Consider the following 15,682-nt stretch of genomic DNA (forward strand, 5'->3'; position numbering starts at 1 on the left):
CCTATTTATCAAAGTCAGGTGGACATATTCCAAATGCACTCATCCACGCTGCAACATCATCTATTTTCATTGTTGGTAGATGTTTTTGAGCCCAAAGGAATCCTGCTGGAAGCGATGGTCCTCTAACAGATACTCTGTATGGTTTAGGCTCGCCTTTCGAAACAACATAATATCCAAATTCACCCTTAGATGATTCTACTTTTGCATAAGCTTCACCTTCAGGAACCTTTAGCATATTTAAATTTCCAAGATTAAGTCTTACCTCACCTTCAGGTATTTGTTTAATACATTGTCTTATTATGTTAATACTCTGTTCGTATTCCATTCTAACTTGCATAACCCTAGCTAAAGCATCTCCACCTTCTTGAGTTATAACATCAAAATCCAAATATGGATATGCAGCATATGGTGTATCCTTACGAACATCATATGGATTTCCAGAAGCTTTTAAGTTTGGTCCACTGAGACCAGTTCTTGCAGCATCTTCTTTAGATACATATCCCATTCCTTTTAATCTTTTATGAATTATTGGATTTTCAAATAACAATCTATCATATTCTGGTAATCTTGATTCTAAATAATCTAGAACATCACTTAATTTTTCAAAGAATCCTTCTGGTGCATCTCTTCTTACTCCACCAGGAATATTGTATATGTGATATACACGTCCACCTGTTATCCATTCAAACATATCGAGTATTTTATCACGATCCGCCATTGTCCAATACATAATTGTATAAAGACCTAGAGAAGCACCAGCTCCACCTATACCTATTAAAAAAGCTGTCAATCTGCTCATTTCGAGAGTAATTGTACGCAAATATTTTGCTCTTTCAGGTATTTCAACTCCCATAATCTTTTCAATAGCCATACAATAAGCAACTTCATTAGGATCAGGATCCATAACGCAAATTCTTGGAACTAATGTAATATTGTGAAGCCACGGTCTTTGTTCCATTATTTTTTCGAATCCTCTATGCAAATGACCAGCATTAGGTCTTACATTTGATATTTCAGTTCCAATCATTTCAAAAACGTATCCAAAGTTACCATGCATACCAGGGTGATTAGGACCAAAGAATAAATCATAAACAGTAGCTCTATCCTTTTTAGCTATCTTAGTTAGTGTATAAGAATCAAAATTCATTATTTAGCACCTCCATTCCTCTTTGAACCATAGAGTTTCTCTGAAAATGCTTCAGTATCAAAATCTTTTCTAAGTGGCGGAAGATCTCTCCAATTTTCAAGGAATAATCCCGATAAATCCTTATTCCCTTCAAACACTATACCAAAGAATTCATGAACTTCTTGTTCATAAAATTGTGCTTGCTCCCATAATCCAACCACAGTTGAAATTAAGGGTTTTTCTCTTGGAATTCTAACTTTATTTATAATATGAATTTTATGAGTGTATGAGTATGTGTGATAAACAACCTCAAATTCATTTTCATCTATATAGTCTACACCATTTATATTTGCAAGATGTTCAAATCCAATGGATTGGAGGTACTGAAGATGATTAAGAAGTTCATCTTTTGAAACAGTAACTTTTATTTCACCATCACAAATTTTATACGTTTCTAAACCTCTATTTTCAAGCTTTTTTATCAACTCTTCTATTGTTAACATTCTACTTTTCAACTCCCATCTCACTGGAATTTTGCTCTTTGTATTCAAACTTTAATTTAGCACTTTCCAAAACAGGTTCAGCATTTTTGAATATTCTATCTTGATTTGCTTTGTAATAAGCATAATTCTCTTTGTATTTTTTATAAGCTTTTGCTTCACCACGCTGAATCATATCCATTAATTTAAGCAAACTATCCAATACAGCCTCTGGCCTTGGCATACATCCAGCTAATGATATATCAACTGGTATGTATTCACCTACATTAGTTATTGTATTGTAAGAATCCCAATACATTCCTCCATTAATTGCACATGAACCAAATGCTAATACCCATTTGGGCTCTGGCATTTGCTCATATGTTCTAATTATTCTTTTCAATGTTTTAGTGGACACATATCCAGTAACTAATAGTATATCAGCCTGTCTTGGAGTAGCCATAGGACCTACCCCAAATCTTTCAACGTCCCATCTTGACGTCATTGTTGGAGGTAATTCCATAGCTCCACATCCTGTACAATAGTGAAGCATCCATAAAGAACGTTTTCTGAAAAAGTTAATAGCTTTATCCCACAATTTTTGATTATCTTGTATTTTTTGATTATCTTGATTTAAATTTAGTTCTAACATAGGCTCCTCCTTAAAATACTATTAAAAGTAATTGTATTACTGCAAGTGCCATTGGAAATATCCATAAGAATTTAACCGCTTGTTCAATTTTATATCTTGGAAATACATTATCAAACACAACAGCAACAAGATATACAATTAACTGTTTAAATACAAAGTCAATAGGATTTGCTCCGCCTCCAAAGAAGAAATTAACAATCAATCCAGTCTCAACAAAAATAGATACTGCATGTGTCAAAAACGCAAGTCCTAAATATTTACCTGATAACTCAACCATAGGACCTGATGCTATTTCAGCTGGTGCTATCATTGCGTCAAATGGCTTCTCACCAAGCATAGCTTGAAGTGCAATTTCCGCCGCTAAATACCCAATAGGCATATGCCATATATTCCAATTCCAAATTGAACCAGATTGTGAAGCTGCAATAACTGCAACTGATGATGAATGATTAAATATTATTAATCCTAACACAACTGTAAAGAATGGTACTTCAAAACCTAGCATCATAGTCAAAGCACGAGAAACCCCAATTGTAGCATTTGGATTTCCACTCGCTGCAACAGCCATTGCCATTCCTAAATATCCTATACTCATTAAATACATAATTACTACTATATTAGTATTTGATTGAAAAGCTGTATGCGAAGCAATAGGGACATATAACATTGTACCAATCAATCCCGCAAGGGACATTACCATACCTAGATCCATAACAAAATTATGAGTAATTGATTTACGACTTAAAAGTTTTATTACATCCATAATAGACTGATAAAAAGGAGGGCCGTATCTTAAATGCACACGGGCTGAAACCTTCCTCCCAATACCCATAAATATAAGTCCAATCAATATAGAAGCCACTGCATATAAGAAAATATTAAGCACTGTCATCATACTAACCACCCTCCAACTATAAAGAGTACTACACCTATACAAAACATAAGAACCGCACCCTCACCTTTTGTATATAAACTACTTAAAGCACAACTTACTCTCTCAACATTTCTACCAAATGCACTCATCCATCTATCAAATGATATCTTATCAAGCAAAGGATTAAAGATTTCTTTAAATGGTTGATAGAAACCATAAGAAAAATTGAATCTATCTGGAGTAGTACCCCAGTCTAGGGGCTCTTCACCTGCTGTATAATTATCTTCTTGAGCAACCTTAGTTTGCTTTCCAGAAATAATATACAATATAGCAGATACTACAAATCCAGCAACAAATATTCCAAATAAAACAGTAATGTTTACATCTGAATTTGATAATGAACTATGAAGTGTAGTCCATGAAGCTACGGATACTTTATATCCTAAAGCAGCAAGTACAGTATTCAAAGGCTTTAATACTATTCCTGGTATAACACCAATTGCAAGCATCAATATCATTAGTATAACCATAGGAATTGCCATAAATACCGGTGCTTCTTTAACATCTTTCAAATGATCAGGCAATTGTCCTAAGAAAACTGATGCCAAACATCTGAATAGATACATAAATGCTCCAGTTGATGCAAATATCATTGCTATTACAACAAACAACATTCTTTTTGATATAAGTGCTTGTACAATAAGCCATTTAGATGGAAAACCATTAAGTGGTGGTATACCCGCAGCAGCAATAATTGCTAATAAATATGTCATAAAAGTTAATGGCATTCTGTAAACCAATCCACCTACCTTATGCATATCTCTTTCACCTGTTCTGTAAATAACAGCAGCAAGAGATAAGAAAATAGCAGTCTTAAATACCATATGGTTTACTGAATGGAATAAAGCTCCCTGTACTCCTGCAATACTCATTGTAGATAATCCCATTACGATATATCCAATATTCGATACTGAAGAATATGCAAAAAGCTTCTTCATATCTGTTTGGAATATTGCTAGTATTGTTGCAAGTACAGCTGTTATTGCACCCATCCATGCTAATAAGTATGCTGGTCCATTAATTCTACCTAAAGCAGGGATATTAGCCTTTTGTAATATTGGCAGAATAAATAATGCAATTCCATAAACGCCATATTTACTCATTACAGCTGATAAGAAAGGTGTAAAATCATCTGGTGCCTCAGCATAAGCCTTTGAAGGCCACATATAAAATGGGAACACCGCAGATTTTATAAAGAATGTAATTCCAAATAATCCTAAGTAAAACAATGCCATACTATGATTTGTTGAAAATAAATCAATCATAGCTTTAATAGATGTCTGTATATCAAATGTTTTTGTTTTCTGAGCAATTAACATAATACCTAGTAATAATGAAGATGTTCCTACCAAAGATAATGAAAGATAAAATCTAGCTGCCTTAGCTGAAATTTTCTTTCCATGTGCAACTATAAAGTAAGATGTCCATCCCATTACTTCCCACATCATAAAGAATAATAACCAATCTTTTGCAAAGAAAATTCCTAAATTTGCAAATATAAGCATAAACCATATTGGAGTAATCTTGCTATTATGTTTCTCATCATTATAAGCTAATGAGAATAGAGATATCAATAAAGTTATAGCAGAAGCAAAGAATGCAAAGAACCATCCCAAAGGATTGTTTGCAAATGCTAAAGTTATATTACTGTTAAACAACTCAAAGTTTAATTTAGTACTCCACACCAAATCCCAATTACCAAACATAGTAAATAAAGTATAGCTGATATATCCAGATACTACTACAAACAATGTCCAAACAACCTTGTGGTATTTATTTAGTAAAGTGGAAAGAAGTGCTGCTAATAAAGGTACTACTAATAACATCAACATCTTATCCATTTAATCACCTCCCTGGGAAAACTATCTGTACATAATTTGGAACAGATTTTAAAAGTTCATTTGAAGCTTTATCAATATTGCTTCCAAGCAAGCCTGGATGCACACCAATTATTACTATAACAAGAGCTAATACTCCAGCAATTATAGTTGAATGTACTCGTAATTTTGATGTAAATTCTATATTTTCATCTTTTTCAAGGAATAAAGTATGAGCTATTTTTAAGAAGTAAATTCCTTCAATAACAGCAGTTATCAATATAATAACTACCCCTGTCATAATAACACCATTTCCAGACATTGCTCCTTGTATAATTCCAAGCTTTCCCCAGAATCCAGCAAATAAAGGCATTCCCATTAAACTTAATGAAGCTATTATAAATGCTACCCCTGCAACTGGATACTTTCTTCCTAAGCCTTTCATATCTTCCCATTTATCACTTTTAACAATAGTCATAAATTCACCAGTCAAAATAAACAATACTGTCTTAGCTAAGAAATTCGCAATTACTACATAGAATGCTCCTCTAATGGCTTGTTCATTTCCTATCATAAATCCAAACAATATTAATCCCATTTGACCCATAGAAGAGAAAGCCAAAACTTTTTTAATATTTCTCTCAGCAAACGCAGCTGTTTCACTAATGATTATTGTAAGCATTGCTATAATCAAGATTATTTTTGCAATGTTTCCATCAATAAATACTGCATTTCCATTTGAAAACATTGTAAGCAATATACGTGTTATTACATATGCACCTGCTGTTCCAAGCATACCATGCAGCATTATATTAACACTAGTTTTTGCAGCAATATATGCCTTAGGAACCCACATATTAAATGGGAACAATTCTAATTCTACGAATATACCAGCAAACATTAATATCATTATCAATTGTAATGTAGCAGAATTCAATAAAGTAACTTTTGAAGCTATATCCGCAATGTTTAATGTACCTAATGTTTTATAAAGCACACCAATTCCTATAAGCAAGAATGCAGATGAAGCAGATGCTAATATTAAGTACTTTATTGCAGCTCCTGTACTCTTTCTATCTCTTGTATAAGCAATAAGAGCAGTTATGGCAAATGTTGTTAATTCAGAAAATATATAAAAGTTAAATATATCTCCTGTAAGAACAATACCATTTGAAGCCGCTAATAATACCAAAAAAGTCGAGTAAAACTGATAACTCTTTTCTTCTCTTATTAACAATAGAGAAATAATTGCTGCTAAATTGATTAATATTACAAATCCAACTGATAGCGGTGTCAATACAAAGTTAATACCATATGGAGCTGGCCATCCACCTATTGCAACTGATGCTGGAAGCTTTCCGCTAATATAAATGCTTATAGTAAATATTTCCATAAACAACGCAATTAATGTGGCTATGCTACGGTTTGCCTTCTTAGTGAAAAGTGCCAAAAACGCTCCTATAAGAGGTATAGTTATCAAAAATAAAACACTATTCATTAGTATGAACCTCCTCTTCTTCACTCGAAGTTATAGAGAGTGTACCATGAGTTTTGTAATATCTTATGGTTAAACCAAGAGCAAAAGCAGTAGTTCCTAGACCTATTACTATAGATGTCAAAACTAGTGCCTGAGGTACTGGGTCAACCATTGAAGATAATTTTTTTATACTATCTGGTGAACCTAAAATCGGTACTATTCCTCCATTCTTGTATCCAAAAGCTACCAATAACAAATTGATTCCTGTTTCAATGATATTAAGAGAAAGAAGTATCTTTACGATATTTTTCCTTGTCAAAACACCAAATAGCCCTATAAAAACCAAAGCTAATGATGAAATAAGGAAAAGATTAAGCATTGTCATATTCTTTTCCCTCCTCATAAAATTCAAAATAAATTCCTGAAAGCTCTGCAGCTACTTTAAATGCAACAAGTGTATAAAGAATTGGTATTAATCCTGCTGAGAACAAATCTCCAACTCTTCCACCTTCAAGAAAATTCGCATAAAAAGTTCCTTTAATAAAGTATCCTGCAATCGCTAATGCAAATATTGATGTCCCTGCAATAGCTTCTGTAACCTTTAAAGTATGTTTAGATACTGTCTTTTTACCTGCTAAAACTCCAAGAAGAATTGCAGTGCTTAGTATTGCACCTGCTGGGAATCCTCCACCCGGTGAAAGATGACCATTTAAGAACATGTATCCACCAACTAAAAGCATAAATACCATAAGAATTGGTGCCCAATAATAAAGTATTTTAGAAGGTTGTTTCATTCTTCTGCTTTCTTTAGGTAATACAAGTCCGAATCCCATAATTGTAACAAAAAGAACTATTACCTCAAGTGATGTATCGAATAATCTATAATCTGCTACAACTGAAGTAACAATATTTGCTGCACTATCTTCTGCTTGTCCGCCCCATTCATACTTACTATTTTTATCTAATACATTTTTATTTAAATATCTATTTGCAACCCTGTTCTCAACCTTATTGCTATCTAATAGCTTTATACCAGTTCCATTGCTATTTGCAACATTGTAAACAAAATACATAAGCACAGCTAAAAACGCAATCGCCAAGATATTCATAAGTAATGATCTCTCATTTTTCATGCTTACTGCCCTCCAAAAAAATAATTTTCCTTACTGATAATTTCTCTTAGGCATTTGAAAAGAAATAACAAGTCAAATAAACTAGCATGCTGACTAATTATTTTTTGACTGATTATTTTTTGAAAATGCCTTATAAGAGAAAATGAAAATTGCTGTAGTTATTCCCGCTCCTATTGAAGCTTCTGTAATAGCAACATCTGGTGCTTGCATAAACAAGAATAATGCAGATGCAATCAATGAAACTATTGCAAATACTATTATTGCTTTTAATAAATCAGGAGTTATCACAACCCATATTGCCGCTGCTACCATTATTACTGATAGCGCACATGCTAATGCAAATAACATTACTCTTCCCCCCTATTTTCATAAGCATTTTCATTTAAAACAAATTCTTCTTTTTTCCTCTTTAAAGCAGCTCTTGTAATATTGTGTGAAGCAATAGGTGAGGTAGATAAGAAAAATACTGCTATTATAAATAACTTAAAACCCCAGCTTGGATGAAAAAATATCAGTCCAATCAGTAGTGAAACTATTCCCAAAGTAGAAGCTTTTGTACCTGCTTGTGACTGATTAAGCACATCAGGCATTCTGTAAATACCTAATCCTCCTAAGAAGAGGAATGTAGCTCCTATTGTAACTAATACCCAACCAATTATGTTCATTCTACATACCTCCTTCCAAATACCTTGCTATTGCAACAACAGAAATAAATGCTAAAATAGCATATACCAGTGCAACATCAAGCAATAAGGAGTTATTACTAATATGCGCAAAAATAACCAGCACACCTGTAATCATGGTAGTTACTGTATCAATTGCTACAACTCTATTTTCTAATTCTTTTCCTTTTATAAGTCTAATAATACTAAGAATGATACCTAAAAAAACAAGTCCAATAATAACGTACATCATTTGTCAAACGCTCCTTTCAAAAGCCTTTCAAATGGTTTAACTATATCAGCTGAACTACCTAATGCATTTCCATCAACCACATGAATATATAAAGTATCACCTTCTAAATCAACTGATAATGTACCTGGAGTTAATGTTATTGAATTTGCTAAAAATGCTCTTCCTACATTGGACTTTATTGATGTCTTAACCTCAACAATTTTAGGAGAAATAGGTAGACTTGGTGTCAAAACTATTTTTGCCATACTTAAATTCGCTTTTATTAATTCCTTAATAAAAACAAATGAATAAATTATTAAATAAAATATTCCTGATACTTTAAATGACTCTTTACCTTTTGTATAAAAAGAAACTGCACTAGAAATGAGTAAACTTAAAATAGCTCCTGCAATTGCTTCTTGTCCAGATAAAGGGAAAACCAAACCTGTCCACAATAAAAAGAGCGAAATAAAGAGTAATACTAAATTAACCAACCTTTACACACCTCCAATTAAACTACAATACTGTATAATCGTAATATTCAAATTTAACGATATAAAATATAAAAAAATTAGTGCTAATACCACTTGTTAGTAGCCATCTCTTCATAATTATCAACCAAAAATTCTACTATTTTTTTAGCTGAATCATCTATTAATGAATATTTGATTTCTATACCGCTTCTCTCACCCTCAATTATCTTTTTAGCCTTTAAAATTCTTAGATGTTGAGAAACAGTAGACTGCGGAAGAGAAAGCTGTTGTTGAATTTCTGAAACATTACATTTTTTGTTCATTAAACAAATAATTATAAATAATCTTACCGGATGACCTAATGTCTTTAGCAAATCTGCCATCCTCTCTAGTTTTTTTAATTTCGCTTCCATATCTCCTCCCAATCTATATATTGTTATATTCGAATAATACGATATATATGAATCATACACCTTTTTTGAGAAAAATTCAACTACTAATTACCATAATATTTATTCAAATTTTACCTATGATTCCTCTGGTAAGAAATTTTCTATTGCTTGAAAAATTCCATATCCATTCTTCACTCTCAACCGTTTGTTCTATTAACTTGCTTGAAATATCTTTTATACCTTCCTCACCCCCTACCAATCCATATCCTTCTTTTAATAACCTTTCCACTGCTAAGTTTCTAATAGACTGATTTTTACTAATAACTTCATTTCTATAGGGCATATTATTGCTCATATTATTACTCAGCTCTAAAATATCTGAAATCGCAATTACACTCCCACCATCAATAACACTTGATATTAATAAATCATTATATTTTTTTACCACTATATTTGTTAAATACACAAGTTCTTTTTTTATAATATTGATTTCACTTTTAGTAAAATCAGATACTTTAGGCATTATTATAAATAAGGATGGTATATAACAAAGTTGAGTATACACAGCCGTTGACATAGCAATATTGTATTTGTGCTTTATTCTTCCTATATTGTCATATGCATTTATTTGTTGAGCTGTTTTCCTTATATATTTTATTATTTTCTTTAATTTTCCCTCTTCTATAAGTTCTTCTAGCTTTTCATAATAATTAAATTTGTCTAGTCCTGAAAAATCAAAACCTTCAAGTACTTTAATTTTGTTTTTTATTGAACTAGGCAATTTTTCAATAGAACTTATTAGTGTTTTTTCATCAATATCAACCAAGTGTATTTCGCTAAAGTTATCATACAAATAGTTGAAATCTAAATCTTCACATCTGCCTGCACCAAACACAATAATTTTTCTTTCATTATTGATGTCGGTATCAGCGTCATCTTCACTAATATCATACTCACTTTTTAGTGAGCATGATATTAGTTTGCATATTTTATTTCTATGTTCTGTCCACATTATACTTCTGTCATAATTATCTTCATTTATGAAATTCATAATATTTTCTAGCATTTTTGCCTCCACTTATCCACTTCCTCTGAGGTGCAACCAAATTTTGGTTGTACCTCAGAGGAACTTAATCCAAAATCTTTATTAAAAACTGTTTTTACTAATTCAGGTTTTTTTACTTCTACTGAACTTCCATGATAAACTTTCAACATAATTAATAGTGCCTCCAATTTTATAATATCAAAATAGGTACAAATTTTACATACCAATTCTTCTTTATCTAATTATACTATTTACAATTATTCATTACAATAATTAAGGTATTTAAACACTTCCCCAGTTTTCTAACTTTCTTTAGTTTTAAAATAATTAGAATTATTAGAATGAATTGAATAACTTGTTTTCCGCTTCAATATCTGTTATAATTTAAACAAATTATGACAAATATTATAAAACATTATTAATTTTGGAGGGGACAAAATGGAAAAAAGAAATATTATTTTGGGCTTTATTATCATTATTGTAGTTACATTTATTTGCGGCTTTACACCTTGGGGAAGTTTCAAATCTGAAATCAATGTTTTTGGTACTATGACTTTTTCTCTTACTCTTAATGGATTCAATGGTTCAATTACTTTTATGCATATAAAATTGCCAAATTACATTATAATGCTCCTTTTGAGTTTAGCATCAATTATTGCTATACTTAATATTAAAAAAGTTATATCTATTCCTGCAATAATAATTTATGTATTGTTTGGAATATCGCTTCTATGGATAATTGCAGGAATATTTATTTTTGCAACGAAAGGTACTGTTGAAATTGGGATTATTTTGATGTTATTATGTAATATTTTCGGTATAATTCTGCTTACAAAATCCATGTCATTTAGTAAAATTTCTTAAAAAGCATAAAAAGGACTTTAATCAAAGTGTAAACACCAATGATTAAAGTCCTTTTATTAAATAATGGATATTAGTTTTTCACAACTGTCACTATCATAAGTACATTTCTTCAAAGAATAGTGAACAGAAAATAGTATGAGTTACCTTACACCCTTCAAAATTTAGCAACGAAATGAATAATTTTTGTTGCTCGTTAGTCATAATTTACCACATTTTACTTATTGAAGAAATCTTTTCTTTAACTCTCTTACTTTTTCTACTGATAATTTTGAAATTTTAGCTATCATATCAATATCTAAACCTAATTTTAATGCCTCTATCGCAGATTCTTCTCTTCCTTCTTCCTTTGCACTACTTATCATATTTGCTCTTTCATGTAGTGATTTTTCTCTTGCTTTATATAACTCAATAGTTTTTTTATCACTGCTTAAATATTCTAATCTTTCTTCTACTTTTCTAATATCTTGATCCATATCCATCAACTCCTTTAAAGTTTCTTCTGATATGTCTTTATTAAAAAATGTCAACCATCTTTGAAGCTTATCTTCTTTTAAATTTTTCTCTTTTAATTCATTGAACTTTAGCACTTCAATAAAATGTATCTCAACTAAATCAGTTAACATATAATCTTTCTCGTCATCTTCCCATAAATGAAACTTTGAGTGGAATTTATTCAATGGTAAATAATTAAAATTCAATATGTTAATCGTTATCACTTTACATAATTTCCTATAATCTTCTCCTTTACTTATTCCTTCATTAAACAATCTTCCCCAATAGAATAAAGTCCTTTTATCCATATTTCTTTGATCTGTTAGCTGCACTTCTATATTGAGCTGTGTTCCATCTTCTGTTTTTGCTCTTACATCTAAAATTCCTGTTTTATCTTCCATCATTTCTCTAGTTAGTTCTTTATTATCTATTATTTCTAATGTAACTAATCTATCTCTATCTTTTCTATCTAACACTGCATTCAAAAATGCAATTAAATTATCTTTTACTTCATTTTCTCCAAAAAGTTTCTTAAAAATAAAATCATTTAAAGGTTTTAATCTTTTCACATTATCACTCCTCTACTTATATTATATCTCAATTTCATTCATATTTACAATTAATCATAAAAAATAAACTATCAAAATTTATTTTTTACTCTTTGACAGTTTTCCCTTCTACAGCTATGTTTCCTCTGCTACTATCACATAGTGAATTATATTTGTGTAATTTATTATTACATTATAGACTGCAAATTGTTCAATTTATCCATCTAAATGATATGAACATGAATCATTTTATTGTACCCAAATTTTGTATACACCTATGTAATAAAGAACTGTAAAAATCAGTAATAAAATGAATTATTCTCATTACCCCCATCTTCATTATGTTTATAAAGATAAAGTGGAAGTGGTACAATTGACTCTGCAAGTATTCTAATACAAGCATAAGTTGCAATAAATTTTTTCCATTCCTACTGATGCCCTCTTAGGCATTTGAAAGAAAATAACAAGTCAAAGGTGCGACGTATATTTTGTGAAATACAAAGAGTTGGGTTCCGCTGATAGTGGGTTCTATCAACGGATTCCGACGATGAAGTAGTTCGCAAAATAGACTAGCATACTGACTAGTTATTTTTTTGAAAATGCCTTAATTACTTTCCTTGAGAAAAAGGCCTTGAAATAGCTATATTAAAGGACTTATTTTTAAAAAAGAACCTACTATAACTGAAAAAGTAGAAGTTGCTGAAAAGTATATAAAACAAGGTTATAAAGCTGTTCTAGTTTTAAAAATAGTAGGTCTAGCTTGAGCAACTTACTATTATAATTTACGTAATAGGGATAAGATAAAAAATAAGCCTAAAGGCAAAGATGTGCCAGGATACTCTTACGATGTAGAAGGCGAAGCCATTGCCTACGGATATATAAAGCTTAAGCATCATATAAAAAGAGAACATGGGGTTATTGTAAATCATAAGAAAATGCATAGGTTATGCAAAGAGTTAGATATCCTAAGGCTTCAAAGAGAAATAAAAGAAAAAACAAAGAAACATATAGCTGTAAACAGGACAATAACAGGTTCAAATCAATTATGGGAAATGGATCTTAAATATGGATATATTCATGGAAAAGATATTTTTTTTATGTAATGGCTATGATTGATATTTATGATAGAAGTATTGTAGATTACCATATAGGATTAAAATGCGAAGCAGCTGACGCTATAGGTGTTATAAGACATGGTATGTTAAGAAGAGACCTATATGATTCAAAAGAAAAACCCATTATAAGAACAGGTAATGGTCCTCAATTTAAAAGTATATTATTTGGACAAGACACTAAAAGATTACATTCAAGCTTGAATTACAATACACCATATGAAGTATATAAAGATAATAGTCTTATAAAAAACGACAAACAAGAAATACGAATATAACATTTTACCATATTGGAATAGCAAATGTTAATTATGGAGATATATTCAAGAAATTATTGAAGTAGTAGATATTTTAAGAATTCGATAGGAAAACGAAGATATGTCTAATAAGAAGGGGTCAATCCGATAAACAAAGTGCTCTGATTTAAATACACTATATAGATAAACAAAATAACCATCTATTGTTGATTATTTTGTTTATCTATTTTATGTATCATTTTAACAGTTTCATCTATAACATTTTGACCATTATCTATTGGTAGCACAAAAATATCAGGTACTGTGCCATATTCTGCATTAGAAGAGCCATCTGAATTTAGCCCCATTTCTGCAGCAAATCTTATAACTAACCCGCTGTTTGGCAATGTCATTAGTACAGGTGATGTTCCAATCCCATCACCTTTAGTAATTCCACCTACTAAAGTAGCAAAACCGGTTCTTTTGCAAAATTGAGCAAGAGCATCTGCTGAAGAAAAAACGTGATCATCTATGAGTAAAAATATTTTTCCTTTATAATTTATAGAATTATATGGTTGAATTTCTATATTATTTTCAATATAATATTTAAAATCTTCTTTTAATTCAGGTGAATAGTTTTTCATATAAGGTATATCCTTTATAGACTTAAATGTTTCATTTTTGTATATATCCTTATAAAATTTTAATGAATAATCATTTCCTCTAAATACAGAATAACATGTATAATTTATTTCTTTATCTACTAATGACTCCACAATTTTCCCCCAATATCTTGTATCTCCACCACTATTACCCATTATGTCTATAATAAGATAAGGATAATCTTTCACTTTTTTTAAAAAATTCTTTATTTCTTTTATATCATGTTCAATATATTCACTTCTCATAGTTCTAATTTTTATATAAGCTATTGAATTTGGCTCAATTACTTTAACATCAAAATTTTTATAATTACTATTTTTCTTAATATCTTTAAAAGAGTTTGAATAATATTTTGAAAATTCTTTATACCCAGGTTTTTTTTCAGTTAATACTTCTCCCCAATAACAATATTTCTTTATTGTTGTATTATTATTCAAAATATTTATCCATGAAGTAAAATCACACTCTGTTGTGTTAGAAACATTATTGTATAAAGATCTATGATAATTAAAACTATATGGATTAAGTAAATTTGTGTGACTATCTTTTAATACATCTATAATATTTTCTAGTGCACAATAAAACTCATAATTATTTTTTGTTTTTATAATCTGCTGCTCAAATTGTTTTTTATATAAAATCCAATCATACCCATTTTTTCTCTTCTTAACATCAAAATAAGCATAATTATCCTTTAATATATCATACATATATCTAAAATCTTCAAGTTTTTGTTCTGTTGTTAATTGTCCTAACATAACCTTCTTATCACTTTTATATTGACAAGTAAATATCATTACTATTACAGCTACTACTAAAAAAATTATAAATTTATGATTTAAAAATTTCTTTTTCATTGTTCTATCCTTTCTATATTAATAAAAGATAATTGAGTTGATTGCTTTTAACTATTAGGCAATTTAAAATAAATAACAAGTCAATTTCAAATTGCTATCATTTATTTTATATTATACCATTTCACTTATAATTTTAAAATCATATTTTGCAGAAAGTTCTATCATTGTCTTAATAAATTGTGTTCTGCGACTATTATTTTCTAGACCATTGTCAGCATTTATTATGATTGTATACTTTGTTATATGATAATTATTTCTAATTAGGTATGCCTCTATAGCATCAACCATAAAATCAGCTGTAACCTTCGATTTTGTAAATGGTAAATCTACTTTATCATTTGTTACATCAAGTATCCCAAAGGGAGTTAGATATTCATATCCAAAGTCATGATCAGCTGCCGTTACGATCACTCTGCTTTTTCCACCTCTTGAAAATTGACCAATCTTAACTCTATCTTTTGTATCAATAGATATTCTTAAATTTCATT

General features: G+C 30.2%; 21 protein-coding genes. 3 read left to right on the forward strand and 18 right to left on the reverse strand.

Going from position 1 to position 15,682, the window contains the following annotated elements; all coding sequences use genetic code 11:
* Position 1: 1 nt before the first annotated feature.
* From CLTEP_RS03340 to CLTEP_RS14830, 15 genes are all read right to left on the reverse strand, one after another.
* Positions 2-1,147, reverse strand: coding sequence for an NADH-quinone oxidoreductase subunit D (locus tag CLTEP_RS03340; RefSeq protein ID WP_066822633.1), 1,146 nt, complete (start codon positions 1,145-1,147; stop codon positions 2-4).
* A complete protein-coding gene (locus CLTEP_RS03345; RefSeq protein WP_066822635.1) occupies positions 1,147-1,629 on the reverse strand; it encodes an NADH-quinone oxidoreductase subunit C in 483 nt (160 codons plus the stop codon). The genes CLTEP_RS03340 and CLTEP_RS03345 overlap by 1 nt, the downstream gene beginning before the upstream one ends.
* A gap of 1 nt (position 1,630) precedes the next feature.
* A complete protein-coding gene (locus CLTEP_RS03350) occupies positions 1,631-2,257 on the reverse strand; it encodes an NADH-quinone oxidoreductase subunit B (protein WP_066822637.1) in 627 nt (208 codons plus the stop codon).
* A 10-nt stretch (positions 2,258-2,267) separates the two neighbouring features.
* Positions 2,268-3,152, reverse strand: a complete 885-nt coding sequence (locus CLTEP_RS03355; protein ID WP_066822639.1) for a respiratory chain complex I subunit 1 family protein — start codon at positions 3,150-3,152, stop codon at positions 2,268-2,270.
* Positions 3,149-5,032: a proton-conducting transporter transmembrane domain-containing protein gene (locus CLTEP_RS03360; protein ID WP_242863857.1), complete on the reverse strand. Its 1,884-nt coding sequence runs from the start codon at positions 5,030-5,032 to the stop codon at positions 3,149-3,151. Before CLTEP_RS03360 ends, CLTEP_RS03355 begins: the two co-directional genes overlap by 4 nt.
* A gap of 4 nt (positions 5,033-5,036) precedes the next feature.
* Positions 5,037-6,506 (reverse strand): complex I subunit 5 family protein, encoded by a 1,470-nt coding sequence (locus tag CLTEP_RS03365; protein ID WP_066822642.1) that lies wholly within the window; start codon positions 6,504-6,506, stop codon positions 5,037-5,039.
* On the reverse strand, positions 6,499-6,870 hold the full coding sequence (locus CLTEP_RS03370; RefSeq protein WP_242863858.1) for a sodium:proton antiporter: 372 nt from the start codon (positions 6,868-6,870) through the stop codon (positions 6,499-6,501). Before CLTEP_RS03370 ends, CLTEP_RS03365 begins: the two co-directional genes overlap by 8 nt.
* Positions 6,857-7,618 carry an MnhB domain-containing protein gene (locus CLTEP_RS03375; protein ID WP_066822645.1) on the reverse strand — a complete coding sequence of 254 codons (762 nt, stop codon included), beginning with the start codon at positions 7,616-7,618 and terminating at the stop codon, positions 6,857-6,859. The genes CLTEP_RS03370 and CLTEP_RS03375 overlap by 14 nt, the downstream gene beginning before the upstream one ends.
* A gap of 93 nt (positions 7,619-7,711) precedes the next feature.
* Positions 7,712-7,966 (reverse strand): hydrogenase subunit MbhD domain-containing protein, encoded by a 255-nt coding sequence (locus CLTEP_RS03380; protein ID WP_066822648.1) that lies wholly within the window; start codon positions 7,964-7,966, stop codon positions 7,712-7,714.
* Positions 7,966-8,283, reverse strand: a complete 318-nt coding sequence (gene mnhG / locus CLTEP_RS03385) for a monovalent cation/H(+) antiporter subunit G (protein ID WP_066822651.1) — start codon at positions 8,281-8,283, stop codon at positions 7,966-7,968. Before mnhG ends, CLTEP_RS03380 begins: the two co-directional genes overlap by 1 nt.
* 1 nt (position 8,284) lies before the next feature.
* Positions 8,285-8,533, reverse strand: coding sequence for a monovalent cation/H+ antiporter complex subunit F (locus CLTEP_RS03390; protein WP_066822653.1), 249 nt, complete (start codon positions 8,531-8,533; stop codon positions 8,285-8,287).
* Positions 8,530-9,006: a Na+/H+ antiporter subunit E gene (locus CLTEP_RS03395; RefSeq protein WP_066822655.1), complete on the reverse strand. Its 477-nt coding sequence runs from the start codon at positions 9,004-9,006 to the stop codon at positions 8,530-8,532. Before CLTEP_RS03395 ends, CLTEP_RS03390 begins: the two co-directional genes overlap by 4 nt.
* 83 nt (positions 9,007-9,089) lie before the next feature.
* On the reverse strand, positions 9,090-9,398 hold the full coding sequence (locus CLTEP_RS03400; protein WP_066822657.1) for an ArsR/SmtB family transcription factor: 309 nt from the start codon (positions 9,396-9,398) through the stop codon (positions 9,090-9,092).
* Positions 9,399-9,501: 103 nt separating this feature from the next.
* Complete coding sequence (locus CLTEP_RS03405) at positions 9,502-10,443, reverse strand: hypothetical protein (protein ID WP_066822660.1); 942 nt, start codon at positions 10,441-10,443, stop codon at positions 9,502-9,504.
* Positions 10,437-10,592: a DUF3990 domain-containing protein gene (locus CLTEP_RS14830; RefSeq protein WP_161938347.1), complete on the reverse strand. Its 156-nt coding sequence runs from the start codon at positions 10,590-10,592 to the stop codon at positions 10,437-10,439. The genes CLTEP_RS03405 and CLTEP_RS14830 overlap by 7 nt, the downstream gene beginning before the upstream one ends.
* Positions 10,593-10,860: 268 nt before the next feature.
* Between CLTEP_RS14830 and CLTEP_RS03410 the strand changes: the two genes are divergently transcribed.
* The gene (locus CLTEP_RS03410) at positions 10,861-11,286 is read left to right on the forward strand and encodes a hypothetical protein (RefSeq protein WP_066822662.1); all 426 of its coding nucleotides are present in this window, start codon (positions 10,861-10,863) and stop codon (positions 11,284-11,286) included.
* Positions 11,287-11,504: 218 nt separating this feature from the next.
* Here CLTEP_RS03410 and CLTEP_RS03415 read toward each other — a convergent pair whose 3' ends face one another.
* Positions 11,505-12,347 (reverse strand): Rpn family recombination-promoting nuclease/putative transposase, encoded by an 843-nt coding sequence (locus tag CLTEP_RS03415; protein WP_066822665.1) that lies wholly within the window; start codon positions 12,345-12,347, stop codon positions 11,505-11,507.
* An 806-nt stretch (positions 12,348-13,153) separates the two neighbouring features.
* Between CLTEP_RS03415 and CLTEP_RS03420 the strand changes: the two genes are divergently transcribed.
* Both CLTEP_RS03420 and CLTEP_RS03425 read left to right on the forward strand, forming a co-directional pair.
* Positions 13,154-13,429 carry an IS3 family transposase gene (locus CLTEP_RS03420; protein ID WP_066822669.1) on the forward strand — a complete coding sequence of 92 codons (276 nt, stop codon included), beginning with the start codon at positions 13,154-13,156 and terminating at the stop codon, positions 13,427-13,429.
* 5 nt (positions 13,430-13,434) lie between these two features.
* Positions 13,435-13,716, forward strand: coding sequence for a hypothetical protein (locus CLTEP_RS03425; protein ID WP_153016271.1), 282 nt, complete (start codon positions 13,435-13,437; stop codon positions 13,714-13,716).
* Between the two features lie 179 nt (positions 13,717-13,895).
* On the opposite strand, the gene CLTEP_RS03430 is transcribed toward CLTEP_RS03425, so the two are convergent.
* Positions 13,896-15,194, reverse strand: coding sequence for a S41 family peptidase (locus CLTEP_RS03430; protein ID WP_066822676.1), 1,299 nt, complete (start codon positions 15,192-15,194; stop codon positions 13,896-13,898).
* Positions 15,195-15,305: 111 nt separating this feature from the next.
* The gene (locus tag CLTEP_RS03435; RefSeq protein WP_084364599.1) at positions 15,306-15,668 is read right to left on the reverse strand and encodes an ISAzo13-like element transposase-related protein; all 363 of its coding nucleotides are present in this window, start codon (positions 15,666-15,668) and stop codon (positions 15,306-15,308) included.
* Positions 15,669-15,682 lie beyond the last annotated feature (14 nt).

The organism is Clostridium tepidiprofundi DSM 19306 (assembly GCF_001594005.1).
In the GTDB taxonomy this organism is placed as follows: Bacteria; Bacillota; Clostridia; order Clostridiales; family Clostridiaceae; genus Clostridium_AC; species Clostridium_AC tepidiprofundi.

Excerpts from the sequence above, each read along its gene's own strand:
- CLTEP_RS03370 (WP_242863858.1), bottom strand. The coding sequence starts at position 6,870 with ATGACAATGCTTAATCTTTTCCTTATTTCATCATTAGCTTTGGTTTTT.
- CLTEP_RS03400 (WP_066822657.1), bottom strand. The coding sequence starts at position 9,398 with ATGGAAGCGAAATTAAAAAAACTAGAGAGGATGGCAGATTTGCTAAAG.
- CLTEP_RS03365 (WP_066822642.1), bottom strand. The coding sequence starts at position 6,506 with ATGAATAGTGTTTTATTTTTGATAACTATACCTCTTATAGGAGCGTTT.
- CLTEP_RS03380 (WP_066822648.1), bottom strand. The coding sequence starts at position 7,966 with ATGTTATTTGCATTAGCATGTGCGCTATCAGTAATAATGGTAGCAGCG.
- CLTEP_RS03360 (WP_242863857.1), bottom strand. The coding sequence starts at position 5,032 with ATGGATAAGATGTTGATGTTATTAGTAGTACCTTTATTAGCAGCACTT.
- CLTEP_RS03350 (WP_066822637.1), bottom strand. The coding sequence starts at position 2,257 with ATGTTAGAACTAAATTTAAATCAAGATAATCAAAAAATACAAGATAAT.
- CLTEP_RS14830 (WP_161938347.1), bottom strand. The coding sequence starts at position 10,592 with ATGTTGAAAGTTTATCATGGAAGTTCAGTAGAAGTAAAAAAACCTGAA.
- CLTEP_RS03355 (WP_066822639.1), bottom strand. The coding sequence starts at position 3,152 with ATGATGACAGTGCTTAATATTTTCTTATATGCAGTGGCTTCTATATTG.
- CLTEP_RS03430 (WP_066822676.1), bottom strand. The coding sequence starts at position 15,194 with ATGAAAAAGAAATTTTTAAATCATAAATTTATAATTTTTTTAGTAGTA.
- CLTEP_RS03390 (WP_066822653.1), bottom strand. The coding sequence starts at position 8,533 with ATGATGTACGTTATTATTGGACTTGTTTTTTTAGGTATCATTCTTAGT.
- CLTEP_RS03375 (WP_066822645.1), bottom strand. The coding sequence starts at position 7,618 with ATGAAAAATGAGAGATCATTACTTATGAATATCTTGGCGATTGCGTTT.
- CLTEP_RS03345 (WP_066822635.1), bottom strand. The coding sequence starts at position 1,629 with ATGTTAACAATAGAAGAGTTGATAAAAAAGCTTGAAAATAGAGGTTTA.
- CLTEP_RS03340 (WP_066822633.1), bottom strand. The coding sequence starts at position 1,147 with ATGAATTTTGATTCTTATACACTAACTAAGATAGCTAAAAAGGATAGA.
- CLTEP_RS03405 (WP_066822660.1), bottom strand. The coding sequence starts at position 10,443 with ATGCTAGAAAATATTATGAATTTCATAAATGAAGATAATTATGACAGA.
- mnhG (WP_066822651.1), bottom strand. The coding sequence starts at position 8,283 with ATGAACATAATTGGTTGGGTATTAGTTACAATAGGAGCTACATTCCTC.
- CLTEP_RS03410 (WP_066822662.1), top strand. The coding sequence starts at position 10,861 with ATGGAAAAAAGAAATATTATTTTGGGCTTTATTATCATTATTGTAGTT.
- CLTEP_RS03425 (WP_153016271.1), top strand. The coding sequence starts at position 13,435 with ATGATTGATATTTATGATAGAAGTATTGTAGATTACCATATAGGATTA.